At 68.6% G+C, this 13,430-nt stretch carries 8 protein-coding genes and 1 pseudogene; all 9 read left to right on the top strand.

Annotated elements, in window-relative coordinates:
* Window positions 1-70: 70 nt before the first annotated feature.
* The gene (locus CRP51_RS09480) at window positions 71-1,246 is read left to right on the top strand and encodes a tyrosine-type recombinase/integrase (RefSeq protein ID WP_097230671.1); all 1,176 of its coding nucleotides are present in this window, start codon (window positions 71-73) and stop codon (window positions 1,244-1,246) included.
* Window positions 1,243-3,843 carry a tyrosine-type recombinase/integrase gene (locus tag CRP51_RS29400; protein ID WP_245880468.1) on the top strand — a complete coding sequence of 867 codons (2,601 nt, stop codon included), beginning with the start codon at window positions 1,243-1,245 and terminating at the stop codon, window positions 3,841-3,843. The genes CRP51_RS09480 and CRP51_RS29400 overlap by 4 nt, the downstream gene beginning before the upstream one ends.
* Window positions 3,840-4,514, top strand: a complete 675-nt coding sequence (locus CRP51_RS09470) for a DUF6262 family protein (protein ID WP_245880467.1) — start codon at window positions 3,840-3,842, stop codon at window positions 4,512-4,514. Before CRP51_RS29400 ends, CRP51_RS09470 begins: the two co-directional genes overlap by 4 nt.
* Before the next feature lie 66 nt (window positions 4,515-4,580).
* The gene (locus tag CRP51_RS09460) at window positions 4,581-7,607 is read left to right on the top strand and encodes a Tn3 family transposase (protein ID WP_342749027.1); all 3,027 of its coding nucleotides are present in this window, start codon (window positions 4,581-4,583) and stop codon (window positions 7,605-7,607) included.
* A 164-nt stretch (window positions 7,608-7,771) separates the two neighbouring features.
* Window positions 7,772-8,128: a hypothetical protein gene (locus CRP51_RS09455; RefSeq protein WP_170970489.1), complete on the top strand. Its 357-nt coding sequence runs from the start codon at window positions 7,772-7,774 to the stop codon at window positions 8,126-8,128.
* Between the two features lie 263 nt (window positions 8,129-8,391).
* The gene (locus tag CRP51_RS09450) at window positions 8,392-11,136 is read left to right on the top strand and encodes a tetratricopeptide repeat protein (protein ID WP_245880466.1); all 2,745 of its coding nucleotides are present in this window, start codon (window positions 8,392-8,394) and stop codon (window positions 11,134-11,136) included.
* Between the two features lie 139 nt (window positions 11,137-11,275).
* On the top strand, window positions 11,276-11,965 hold the full coding sequence (locus CRP51_RS09445) for a recombinase family protein (protein WP_097230583.1): 690 nt from the start codon (window positions 11,276-11,278) through the stop codon (window positions 11,963-11,965).
* A gap of 141 nt (window positions 11,966-12,106) precedes the next feature.
* Window positions 12,107-12,205 (top strand): annotated as a pseudogene (locus CRP51_RS30225) (ATP-grasp ribosomal peptide maturase); the annotation flags it as partial.
* A complete protein-coding gene (gene tgmC, locus CRP51_RS09440; protein ID WP_097230582.1) occupies window positions 12,202-13,341 on the top strand; it encodes an ATP-grasp peptide maturase system methyltransferase in 1,140 nt (379 codons plus the stop codon). The pseudogene CRP51_RS30225 and the gene tgmC, both read left to right, overlap by 4 nt.
* Window positions 13,342-13,430 lie beyond the last annotated feature (89 nt).

Raw genomic sequence — 13,430 nt, 5'->3', positions numbered from 1 at the left:
GTCCTGTCTCGTGGCGTACTCGTTGACCGGCCATGTACGTGATGTGCGGCATGTGGCCTGGGAGGCGTGTGTGAGTGGGCAGTTGGTGATTGGGATCCTGCGGGTGCAGGTGCTTGAGCGGGGTGACGGTACGCGGTCGTTCACGATCGTGTGGCCCGAGGGTGCGGTCCATGCGGAGGCCGATCGGTTCCTGCGGACTCGGGAGCCGGGGACGGACCGGACGTACGCGTATCTGCTGGTGGATCACTTGCGGTGGCTGGAGCGCGAGTGCCTGCCGCTGGCGTCGGTGACGCTGTCTGACCTCCAGCGGTACATGGGAGCGGTGGGGGCGAAGGTCTCGGGGCCGTTCGGTCTGCCGTGGCGGGAGGGCAAGCGCCCCTATGGACAGGCGACGCTGTCGTTGACGGCTGCTTGCCTGAAGGGCTTCTACCTGCATCAGGCCGCACTGGGGGTCAACGAGGACCTGGGCAGGCAGTTGGACCGGGCCCGGTTGCCGAGCCGCGCGGATCGCAACCGCGCCCTGCTCGGGCACGTCAAGACGGCGATGCCGAGCAATCCGCTGGCGCCCAAGCAGGTGCGGCGGCGGCATCCGAAGATGGCGCCGGAGGGGGCCAAGGAGACGCTGCTGGAGACGGTTCGTTCGGCTCGGGACCGGTTGGTGGTGACCTGGCTGGCGGACGGCGGGTTCCGCGTCGGTGAGCTGTGCGGACTTCACTTGGAGGATCTGCACCTGCGGGAGGGTGCCGGGTGTCGGCAGTGCCGCTCGCCGCATGTGCATGTCTGCCACCGTCCGGCGAATCCGAACCGGGCGGCGGCCAAGACCAAGCCCGAGTGGTACGTCGAGGACGGCACGGTGCACGGCGGGCTGATCAGGCGGGCCAGCCCGGCGATGATCCACACCTACTTCGAGTACATGACGACCGAGTACCCCCGGGCGGCCGGGCACGGCATGCTGCTCGTCCAGCTCCACGGTGATCGCGCCGGGGAGCCGTGGACGACGGATGGCGCCCGGCGCATGCTGTCCAGGGCTGGCAAGCGCGCCGAGCTGGGCCGGATCAAACCCCATGGATTCCGGCATTCTTTCGCCACCGCGGTTCTGGACGCCTCTGGCGGTGACCTGGTCGTCACCCGCGAGGCGGGCGGCTGGGCGTCGGCGGCCACGGTCGATGAGATCTACGCGCACGCGGATGTCCACGATCCCGGCTTCGCGCGTGCTCTTAGCAAGGCATGGGGTGAGGGCGAGTGACTGCCATCCCGCTGCCCGCGCTTCTTCCTGGTCCTGACCGTCGAGAGGCACGGGACCGGCTGGAACTGCTGACGGCTCTGCTCAACGGCCCCAGTGTCGACCCGGTCTTCCGTGAGGATGTCATCCGGATCCCAGACCGGCACCCTCTCTACCCCTGGCACTGCGCGGTGGTGGACTGCGAACGTCCGCGCTGGCAGAAGAAGGATTTGTGCGCCATTCACGCCGAACAGTGGCGGCAGGCCCAGGGCGCGGGCATGCGCAAGAGCGATTTCGTGCACACCGCTGAGCCGTTGAAGGCCACCAGGACGGCCGAGGAAGTGCGGTGCCGGATCTGCCCGGAACGGCCGGCGTTCAACCGTGCCCTGGCTCTGTGCCACCGGCACCGCAACCGGTGGCGGGCTCACCATCGCAAGCACGGTGAGGATGCTGACTTCGAGCAGTGGCTGGCGGGGCAACGCCCCTGCCCCAGCTATGGGCACTGTTGCACTCGGGCCTGTGAGGAACTGGCGGCCTCTCCGCTGGGATTGTGCCAGCTGCACCTTGACCGCTATCGCGCGGCGGGCAGGCCGGGCGGTGCCGGATTGCCGGACAAGTACGTCCAGCGATTCGAGTTGCACGACCTGCCAGTGCCGGTCAGCTACGACGATGAGACCGCCTTTCGCCAGTGGTGCGCGTTTCAGCCTCCGGTGATGCGCGTCGGGGAAATCGATCTGCGCGGGCTGCGGCCTCTGCTGAAGGCTGAGATCAAGTGGGGTCTGCACGCGCATGGACAGGGCGGAGAGCGTCGGCCCTGGGAACTGCCGTGGATTCAGGGACTGGTGAACTCGTGCCACCGCCAAGACTGTGGCTCTCTGCTGGAGATGGATCTGGCTCAGTGCACGAACGGCTACTACCGGATGATCGCCCGGGAGATGCTCGCCGAGTTGCGGCTGGTTTACCTCACCCCGGCCGGCACCCGTGAAGATGGATTTCTCCAGACGCAACTTTTCGGCGTCCTGTTCCCGAAGCGCTCGGGCTACTTCCCGCTGACCGACGTGCCGCAGCGATGGCTGCGCGACCTGCTCTGGGAACACCTGGCCGGAGTCCTCCGCTCCCCGCAGTGCCCGCGGACATCTGCTTTCATGGACAACGCCCGCAAGTCATGCGTCGAACTCGGCACGTTCCTGGAAAGCCATGCCCCGGCAGGCGGGCACGATCCCGCTCAGCTGACGGCCGAGCACGTGGAGCGGTACGTCGCTGAGGTCCGGCGCAGAGAACGGATGAAGCTGCCTGCGCTGACGCTGACGTCGCGCGACCGGGTGAGCAAGGTGACCATCACGCCGATCATGAGGCAGACGCTGTTCAACGGAGTTCGTCTCGTATTGCGCACCGCGCTGGAGACCGGAAGTTATCGGCACATTGGCCTGTCACGGGAGTTCATTGTCGCCATGCCGGTGGGCGGCCGGGCCCTCACACGAAGCCGCAGCCCTTTCCCGGACGAGGTGGCTCGCGCCTTGGCCGACCCCGGCAATCTCGAACGGCTCGCGGCGGATCACGATCCCGGAGATCAGGGCATGCGTGATATCTGGGAAGCGATCGTCTACACCGGCCGCCGGGCCGGGGAGATCATCAATCTGAAACTGGAATGCCTCGGGCGCTACAACGGCCTACCCATGCTTTGGCACGACCAGACGAAAGTCGGAAACTACGACCAGGCCATTCGCATCCCCGAACCCCTTTATGGCCGGCTCGCCGAACGCCAGCGCAAGACGCTGGACCGCTTCGCTGAACGGCACGGCGGACAACAGGCCACGCCACGCGAACGGGCGGCCATGGCCCTGTTCCCCTCCACTCACCGCAGCCGTGACGGTCACCGGCCACTGTCCTACAACTGGTTCCAAAGCCACTTCCGGCCCTGGGTCGATGACCTTGATCTCGGCAACGTCGTCCCCCACCAGGCCCGGCACACTCTCGCCACCCGGCTGCTGCGGCACGGCGCCAGCCTCTCCCACATCCGCCGCTACCTCGGCCAGGTCTCCGAGCGCATGGCCGAGCACTACGCCAAGGTCGCGGTCTCCGAGATCGAAGACGTCCTCCAGCACGTCTGGGTCGCTGGCCCCGGCGCCGCCGATCCCGGCGAACTGCTCTCCAGCCCTCTCACCCCGCTCCACCGCCACCAGGCCGAAGCCCTCGCCATCGACCTGTCCCGCCGCAGCACCCCGACCGAGGGCGGGTTCTGCACCTTCCAGCCCGTCGTTGACGGAGGTGCCTGCCCGTTCAACCTCGACTGCGAGAACTGCGACAAGTTCGTCATGTCCGGCGCCGATCTCCTCTACTGGCGCCGCAAGCGCGAGCAATGGCACTCCATCGCCGAACGCGCCCCGGACGACACCACCGCCGACTACCTCCACGAGGTCTTCGCACCCACAGCCCGCGCCATCGACGGCCTGGAGAAGACACTGGCCGGACTCGGCCTCCTCGACGACGCCCTCGCGCTGGACCTGCGACGTCCCCAGGACTACTTCCACCGCCTCTGGAGCACCGGCTTCAAAGCCGCCGACCTGGCCCGCACCACCGACGACGGCGAGCCCACCCAGGACGAGGCGATCCCGGCATGAGCGAACAGCTCCCACGGCCCAGAACAGCAGCAGCAATCGCAGCCCGCCGCCAGCGCACCCAGGCCAAAGTAGACCAAGTCCGCAACGCCATCGTGGACTTGCAGCACCGAAAGGCCCCCGTCACCGCAGCCGCCGTCGTCCGCCGAGCAGGCGTCTCACGCACCTTCCTCTACGAGAACGCCGACGCTCGCAAGCTCATCTCCGACGCCTCCAACCACGGCGGCGCTGTCACACCAGAGCGCGCCGAGAGAAGGCAGGACGCCCAAGCCGAGGCCGCCTGGCGGGAACGCGCGCTGAACACCGAGGACGCCCTCAAGGCCGCACACGGTGAGATCCGGGCCCAGCGGAACAGGATCGCCCAGCTCATGGGCCAGATCCGCGACCTGGAAACTCAGTGGACTGACGAGTCCATGGAACGCGTCACCACCGAGAACACCAACCTCAAACAACGAGTCCGGCAACTCGCCCAGGACAAACGCACACTCGAAGAACGGCTCCAAGCCGCCCGCTCCAACAGCCGCTTCCAGGACCGGCGGATTTCTCAGCTCGAAGCCCAACTCCTCGAACTCGGGGTGCCGGTAAGAATGCTGTCACCAGCCGCAAACGGCGGTGATCTTGGGAGGGCGTCACCCGTGTGGGTGACGCCTGGGCCGTACGGCTGCGGTGAGTGAAGCTCTGCGAGGACGATCGGCGATCGTGGCCCGTACTCCGTTGGACCTGGATGAACTCGTCGAGCACTGGACGCTGTTGAAGGACGAGCAGGTGCTCGTGTCGGGCAAGCGTGGTGCGAGCGACTGGGCTTCGCCGTGCTGCTGAAGTTCTATACGCAGTACGGCCGGTTTCCCCGGAACCGGGCAGAGCTGCCTGGTGAAGCCGTGGAGTTCGTCGCCCGGCAGGTACAGGTTCCTGCCTCGGAGCTGGAGTCCTACGACTGGACGGGCCGCACGGTCGAGTACCACCGTGCGCAGATCCGGGAGCACCTGGGTTTCCGTGAGTGCAGCGTCGCGGACGCGGAGAAGCTGACGGCGTATCTGGCCGAACACGTCGCGCACAAGGAACGCAGGCCCGAGCAGGTCCGGGTGGAACTGCTGGCGCGCTGTCGCGAGGAGAGCATCGAGCCGCCCACGGCGGGCCGGTGCGATCGGCTAGTGGGGGCTGCTCTGCGGGCGGCCGAGGAGTCACTGACTGCCCTGATCTCCTCCCGGCTGACCGTGGAGAGCGTCGAGCGGATCGTGGCTCTGGCGGCCGGCGCCGACCAAGACGACGCCGGACCCGCGGACGGTGGTACGGAGGGCGAGTACGCGCCGCCGGTGCTGGCGAAGGTCAAGGAAGCGCCGGGCAATGTGAGCCTGGAGACGATGCTCACCGAGATCGACAAGCTCCTGGCGGTGCGGGCGATCGGTCTGCCACGGGATCTGTTCATCGACGTCGCGCCGAAGGTGGTGGCGGGCTGGCGGGCGCGGGCCGCGGTGGAATCCCCTTCCCACCTGCGGACGCATCCGCTGCCGCTTCGGGTGACGCTGCTGGCCGCGCTGCTGCACGAGCGGGAGCGAGAGATCACGGACACGCTGGTGGAACTGCTGATCTCCACGGTGCACCGGATCGGGGCGCGGGCGGAGAGGAAGGTCACCGAGCAGCTGGTCAACGCGTTCAAGAAGGTCTCGGGCAAGGAGAACATTCTCTTCAAGCTCGCCGAGGCGTCACTCACCGAACCGGATGGCATGGTCCGTGAGGTCGTCTACCCGGCGGTGTCCGGCGGTGAGCAGACGCTGCGGGAGCTGGTGCACGAGTTCAAGACCCGTGGCCCGGTCTACCGGCGGACGGTCCAGACGACGTTGAAGGCGTCGTACACCAACCACTACCGGCACGGACTGATCAAGCTGCTCGATGTGCTGGAGTTCCGCTCGTCCAACCACACCCACCAGCCGGTGATCGAGGCCCTGGCCCTGGTGGCCCGGTACGCGGCGGCGGGCAACACCACGTACTACCCGTTGGGCGAGACCATGCCCGTGCACAAGGCAATGGGCGGGGACTGGGCCGAGGTCGTCCACCGCACCGACAAGCGCGGCCGGCGCCGAGTGGTGCGCATGGTCTACGAGGTCGTCGCCTTCCAGGCATTGCGCGACCAGCTCAAATGCAAGGAGATCTGGGTCGTCGGCGCCGACAAATGGCGCAACCCCGATGAGGACCTGCCCCAGGACTTCGCCGAGCGTCGAGAGGAGAACTACCACGAGCTGCGAAAGCCTCTGGACCCCCAGGAGTTCGTCGACGAACTACGCGAGCAGGTGACCACCGAGCTGACACTGCTCAACGACCGGCTGCCGCGCTTGAGCTGGCTGGACATTGCCGAACGGAAGTCCGGGGCGATCCGGCTGACCCCAGCCGAAGCCCAGCCCGAGCCGCGCAACCTGCGCAGGATCAAGGCCGAGGTACAGCGTCGGTGGGGCATCGTGCCGCTCATCGATATGCTCAAGGAAGCCGTGCTGCGTACCGGCTGCCTGGACGCGGTCACCTCCGTCTCCGGAGGCGGCAGCCTCTCTGCGGAGGTCCTGGCCGAGCGCCTCCTCCTGGTGATCTATGCCTACGGCACGAACACCGGAATCAAGGCCGTCGCCTCCGGCGGCCACGGCCACACCGAGGACGAACTGCGCTACGTGCGCCGCCGCTACCTGTCCGCCGAGGCCGCCCGCGCCATCGCCGTCCAGATCGCGAACGCCACCTTTGCCGCCCGCAGCACCGAGGTGTGGGGCCAGAGCTCGACCGCAGTGGCCTCCGACTCCACGCACGTGCGGGCCTACGACCAGAACTTGTTCACCGAGTGGCACTCCCGCTACGGCGGCCGCGGGGTCCTCATCTACTGGCACGTGGAGAAGAAGTCCCTGGCCATCCACTCCCAGCTGATCAACTGCACTGCCTCCGAGGTCGCCGCGATGGTCGAAGGCGCGATGCGGCACGGCACCACCATGGACGTCGAAGCCAACTACACGGATTCGCATGGCCAGTCGGAGATCGGGTTCGGCATCACGAGGCTGCTGAACTTCGACCTGCTGCCGCGTATCAAGCGGATCAACAAGGTTAAGCTGTACCGGCCCGTGGCCGGCGAGCCGGACGCCTACCCGCAGCTGACCCCGGCGCTGACCCGCCCGATCCGCTGGGAACTCATCGCCCAGCAGTACGACCAGATGATCAAGTACGCGACCGCGATCCGGACCAGGACCGCGTCCACCGAGGCGATCCTGCGGCGTTTCACCCGCAACGCCCCCCACCCCACCTACGCGGCGATGCTGGAGGTCGGCCGCGCCCAGAAGACCATCTTCGTGGCCCGCTACCTGCGGCTTCGGGACCTTCAGCGGGAGATCGAGGAGGGCCTGAACGTCATGGAGTCCTCCAACGGCGCGAACTCCGTCATCGCCTATGGCAAGGGCGGCGAGATCGCCTCGAACCGGCGCGACGAGCAGGAGATGTTCGTGCTGTGCTTGCGGATTCTGCAATCGGCCTTGGTCTACGTGAACACCCTGATGCTCCAGGACATCCTCGGCGAACCGGAGTGGGCCCACCTGCTCACGCACGCCGACCGGCGCGGCCTGACCCCGCTCTTCTGGTCCCACGTCCGCCCGTACGGAGAGGTGAACCTCGACATGGGCGCCCGTCTCAACCTCGCTGCGGCCACCGTGCCCGGCGCTCGGGCCCCGCCGGATGATCAGCAGAGCCCACCCCGGGACCGACAGACGACGGAGTCTTCGCCGATGCAGGCAAAGCAGTAGCGGGGTCATTCCGGACTCAGCTATGCCGGGCGCCAGCGGGGACGGTGAGTTCTAACAGCGCACGGGGAAACGGTGGTTGCGCAGAGGCGTCCTGTGCTACTAGTGAAGTTCACCCAACGCTGCTGAGGGCACGTTCGTCGGCTGCGGGGAGGAGGCGAGTGAGTATGTCGCGAAGCAGGAAGATCACGGTCGTGGTGGTCGCGATCGTGTTGACCGTGTCGACGCCGTTCTTCTGGCTGCTGGACAATCCGGATACCGGCCAGCTGGTTGCCGCCTCAGTCCAGGGCGCCACCGGTATTGCCGCCCTGATTTGGGCGCTGTTGCAGTCCTCGGCCAACTCACAGGCCGGGGTTGCGGTGGTCGATACCGGGAAGGCCAAGGCCACCGGTGGAGGCCGGGCGTCCACCGGTGTGCGACGCCCGCAAGAGACCGGGAGCGGGCCCGCCCGGGCGGAGCGAACCGGGGACGCCACTGCGGACGGGCCTGACAGCAGCGCAAGTACGGGTATCGACTACATCTGACCTGGCCGGGAGGCCCAGTGCGGGAGGATCTCCGTCCGATGGTGAAATGGCCCAATCGCCGCCCCAACCCGGACGGTGACCCCGACCCTGGTCCCGAGACCGCAGAGGCAGCCGCCACGGACACCGGTGATGCCACCGCTCGCGACGGCGCCACGGCGGTATCCGGCTACACCGGGCCTGCCCCAGGGCCCGCCAGCCCGGTGCACGTGAGTCATACCGGCGACGCCAACGCCAGCACGGGTAGCCTGGCCAACACCGGGTACATGACGATCGACCACTTTACCCTCGTGCAGCAGGCGGCCCCACGCACACCGGCCACCTGGCCGCACCAAGTCGGCGTGCTCCCGCCCCGCGCCTCGTGCTTCCAGCACCGGGCAGAGGCGGACCAATTGCGGGCGGAGGTCGACAGCGGGGGTACCGTGGTGCTCACCCAGGTACTGGCCGGGACTGGCGGGGTGGGCAAGACCCAGCTGGCTGCCGACTACGCCCGCACTGCCTGGAACAGTGGTCATGTCGACGTATTGGTGTGGATCAGCGCGAGTAGCCGCTCAGCAATCACGGCCGGGTACGCGCAGGCCGCCGTAGAGGTTCTTGCGACCGATCCTGGCGACCCGGAGCGGGCCGCGCGGGCGTTCCTGGCCTGGCTGGAACCTAAAGCCGGCCAGAAGCCGTGTCGGTGGCTAGTCGTACTCGACGACGTCGCGAATCCTGCCGACATCCGCGGCTGGTGGCCTCCCGCCAGCAGCCATGGCCGTACCCTCGTCACCACGCGGCGCCGCGAGGCCGCCCTGACCGGAGCACGTCGGCGTCTGGTGACCGTGGGGTTATTCACCCCGCAGGAAGCCGCCGCTTACTTCACCTCGGCACTCGCAGCGCACGACCGCCACGAGCCAAGCGGCCAGATCAACAGCCTCGCTGCCGAGCTGGGATACCTTCCTCTCGCGCTGGCCCAGGCCGCCGCCTACATCATCGACGCGGATCTGACCTGTGCGTCTTACCGGGAGATGCTGGCCGACCGAATCAGGAAACTGACCGACCTGCTGCCAGAGCCTGACGTGCTGCCGGACGACCAGACCACCACGGTGGCCGCCACCTGGTCCCTGTCCATCGAGCGTGCCAACCAGATTCGCCCGGCGGGCTTGGCCCGCCCCATGCTCCAACTGGCCGCCTTCCTAGACCCCAACGGCATCCCCGCCGCGATCCTCAGCAGCCAGCCCGCCCTCGCGCACCTCACCAAGCACCGCACCCAGACCGGCGGCAACCAACAGCCGACCACGCGCGAGGACGCCGTGAGCGCGATGCGCGCCCTACACCGGCTCAGCCTCATCGACCACACCCCCGGCACCCCCCACCAGGCCGTCCGCGTCCACCAGCTCATCCAGCGCACCGCCCGTGACACCCTCACCCCCGACCAGCACGACCAGCACGCGCGCACCGCCGCCGATGTCCTCACCGCTACCTGGCCCAGCATCGAACGCAACACCGCTCTTGCCCAGGCCCTGCGCGCCAATACCACCGCCCTCGTCCGTGCCGCCGAAGACGCCTTGTACCGGCCCGCCCCCCACGCGGTGCTTTTCCGCATCGGCACTAGCCTCGGCGAGAGCGGCCAGGCCAACGCCGCCCGCGACCACTACGAGTATCTAGCCGCTACCATTGCCCACCTCTTGGGCCCGAACTACCCCGATGCCTTGACCGCCCGCCAAGCCCTTGCCCGGGAGCGAGGAAAGGCGGGGGATGCGGCCGGCGCGGCCTCCGCGCTGGCTGAGTTGCTTCCTGACTGTGAGCGCGTGCTGGGCCCGGATCACCCCGACACCCTTGCCACCCGGCACCACCTCGCCTTCTGGCGGGGGGAGGCGGGGGATGCGGCCGGCGCGGCTGCCGCGTACGAGGAACTGCTTCCCGATCGGACACGCGTGATGGGCCCGGACCACCCCGACACCCTCGCCACCCGGCACTCCCTCGCCGAATTCCGGGGGGTGGCGGGGGATGCGGCCGGCGCGGCTGCCGCGTACGAGGAACTGCTTCCCGATCGGACACGCGTGATGGGCCCGGACCACCCCGACACCTTCATGACCCGCAACGATCTTGCCTTCTGGCGGGGGGAGGCGGGGGATGCGGCCGGCGCGGCTGCGGCCTTCGAGGAACTGCTTCCCGATCGGACACGCGTGATGGGCCCGGACCACCCCGACACCCTCGCCACCCGGCACAACCTCGCCGACTTCCGGGGGGTGGCGGGGGATGCGGCCGGCGCGGCTGCCGCGTACGAGGAACTGCTTCCCGATCGGACACGCGTGATGGGCCCGGACCACCCCGACACCTTCATCACCCGCAGCAACCTCGCCTGGTGGCGGGGCAGCGCGGGGGATGCAGCCGGCGCGGCTGCCGCGTACGAGGAACTGCTGACCGACCAGATACGCGTGATGGGCCCGGACCACCCCAGCACCCTCATGACCCGCAACAGCCTCGCCACCTGGCGGGGCAGGGCGGGGGATGTGGCCGGCGCGGCTGCGGCCTTCGAGGAACTGCTGACCGACCGGCTACGCGTGATGGGCCCGGACCACCCCGACACCCTCCTCGCCCGACACCACCTCGCCGCATTCCGAGGGAAGGCGGGGGATGTGGCCGGCGCGCTTGCGGCCTTCGAGGAACTGCTGACCGACCGGCTACGCGTGATGGGCTCGGACCATCCTCACACCTTCATCACCCGTATCGAGTTCGCCCGCCTCCAGGGCGAGGCGGGGGACGCGGCCGGCGCCGCTGCGGCCTTCGAGGAACTCCTGGCCGACCAGATACGCGTGCAGGGCCCGGACTACCGTGGCACCTTCATCACCCGCGGCGAACTCGCCCGCCTCCAGGGCGTGGCGGGGGACGCGGCCGGCGCCGCTGCGGCCTTCGAGGAACTCCTGGCCGACCAGATACGAGCGCTGGGCCCGGACCACCCAGAGACTCTCATGACCCGCAACAGCCTCGCCCGGTGGCGCGGCAGGGTTGGGGGGCACTGCTGTTGATCTAACGACCGATTGATGAGCAAGATCGATAAGCGAAGGGTCACGACCGGATCGACGCCGGATCATGCCCAAAAAACGGTGTCAGAAAGTCGATGTGCTCAAGAACTTGGGCGGCACCCTTTTCTGTACGATTTGGCGGGTGCAGCCACCCCAGGACGACGACACCGCCGATCTCCTCGCCCCCGTTCCGGCCGTACGGACCGGCGACCTTGTGGGATACGCACGCGTGTCCACCAAGGGACAGTTGCTCGACCGGCAGGTCCACGCACTCAACACAGCGGGCTGCATCCGGATCTTCTCCGACAAGAAGTCCGGCAGGAACGCCGAACGCGAGGAACTGTGGAAGGCCCTCGACTACCTGCGCGAGGGCGACACCCTCGTCGTCCCGTCGCTGGACCGGCTCGGCCGTTCCATCCAGGACCTCATCGCGATCGTGTCCGGCCTACGCAAGCGCGGCGTCGGCTTCACCTCGCTGCACGAGGCAATCGACACGACCACGCCCGGCGGGCGCCTGGTCTTCCACGTGTTCGCGGCGCTCGCGGAGTTCATCCGCGAACTCATCGTGCAGGGCACCAACGAGGGCCTGGACGCCGCCCGCGCCCGCGGCGCCCGACTCGGCCGCCCGCCGGCGATGACGGAGGAACAGGTATGTCACGCCCGCGACCTGCTCGCCCGCCCGGAGAACACCGTCACCTCGATCGCGAAGCTCCTCGGCGTCTCCAGGAACACGATCTACAACTACGTGCCTGAGCTGAAGGGTGGTCGCCTCGCACTCGCTGAGGCGACGAACGCGCCGGAACTGCCCCAACCCACCAGGTCCGAGGAGTGATCACCGCCGTTTGCGGCTGGTGACAGCATTCTTACCGGCACCCCAACTCGACCCCACCCCATGAACCCACATCGCGAACATGCACGCCACGTGAAACAGCAGGTCAAAGCCTCAAAGTCAGCGACAGCGGTCGGAAAAGGGGACTGCAACCCGTCCGGACAGTGGGCGTGGCTGGAGCCTGAGACCGGGCTACCCATGATCGCGGCCATGGCCGACCTGCTGGAGAGGAAACCCACGTGACCGACCCGACCGACCCGACCGACGACAAATCCCTCCGCCTGCGCCTGGCCGACCAGTTGGCCGAGGGCGGCCACCTGCGGACCGCCCCGTGGCGGACGGCGGTGGAGGACGTGCCCCGCCACGAGTATCTGCGCGGCGGGTACTTCGAGCGCGTGGACGGGCCGGGGCCGACCGCCTGGACCCCGGTGCTCCCGGACGATCCCCGGTGGCTGGCGCGCTGCTACGCGGACGAGTCCCTGGTGACCCAGATCGCCGGGACGATCGCCCCCCGGGACGTGCGGGGGGCGATCCTGCGCGCGCCCACGTCGTCGCGCACCATGCCGTCCCTGGTGGTGAGGATGCTGGAAGAACTCCAGGTCGAGGACGGCCACAACGTGCTGGAGATCGGCACCGGTTACTCCACGGGCCTGCTCTGCCATCGGAGCGGTGACGACGCGGTCACGTCTGTGGAGGTGGATCAGGACGTGTCCGCGTCGGCCGGCGTCGCGCTCGGGGCGTCCGGCTACTTCCCGAACCTGATCGTGGGGAACGGGCTCACCGGCGACAAGGACGGCGGGCAGCGTGACCGGACCATCGCCACCTGCGGTGTTGTCCGCCTGCCCTACGCCTGGGTGGAGCAGACGCGGCCTGGCGGGATCATCCTCGCCACGCTGTGCGGCTGGATGTACTCCTCCGAGCTGGCCCGCCTGACCGTCGCCGAGGACGGCACCGCGCGCGGACGATTCCTCGGCGGTCAGGTGTCGTTCATGCTCGCCCGGACCCAGCTACCGCCGCCGCTGGGGATGCTGCCCGACCTGGACGGCGGGGACGAACAACCGACCTCGGTCGGCGCGGACGCCCTGGACGACTGGGACACCAGGTTCGTGGCCCAGCTGGCCACCCCCCGGGCACAGCGCATCAGTCTGGAGCGCGACGGCCGCACCGAACACGTCCTGATCGACGTGGAGTCCGCCTCCTGGGCGGCGCTCGCGCAGCACGGGGACACCTGGACGGTCCGGCAAGGAGGCCCGGCGCGGCTGTGGGACGCGGTCGCGGAGCACGTCACTCACTGGCGGCGCGACGGCTCACCACCGCTGGAACGGTTCGAGATCACCGTCACCCCCGCGGGGCAGGCCGTCACATGGCCGCGCCCATAAAACGGCGCGCCGCCGGACCCGTGATCTTCGCCAGGTGCTCACTGCGCGAGACCACCTTCGCCGGCCCTGCCCCGGTGCGGCGGAACGCC

The organism is Streptomyces zhaozhouensis (genome assembly GCF_900230195.1).
GTDB lineage: Bacteria > Actinomycetota > Actinomycetes > Streptomycetales > Streptomycetaceae > Streptomyces > Streptomyces zhaozhouensis.
Note: the sequence above shows the minus strand (reverse complement) of the source record. Positions and strands in the feature narration are given on the sequence as shown.

Excerpts from the sequence above, each read along its gene's own strand:
- CRP51_RS09470 (WP_245880467.1), top strand. The coding sequence starts at position 3,840 with ATGAGCGAACAGCTCCCACGGCCCAGAACAGCAGCAGCAATCGCAGCC.
- CRP51_RS09455 (WP_170970489.1), top strand. The coding sequence starts at position 7,772 with ATGTCGCGAAGCAGGAAGATCACGGTCGTGGTGGTCGCGATCGTGTTG.
- CRP51_RS09450 (WP_245880466.1), top strand. The coding sequence starts at position 8,392 with ATGACGATCGACCACTTTACCCTCGTGCAGCAGGCGGCCCCACGCACA.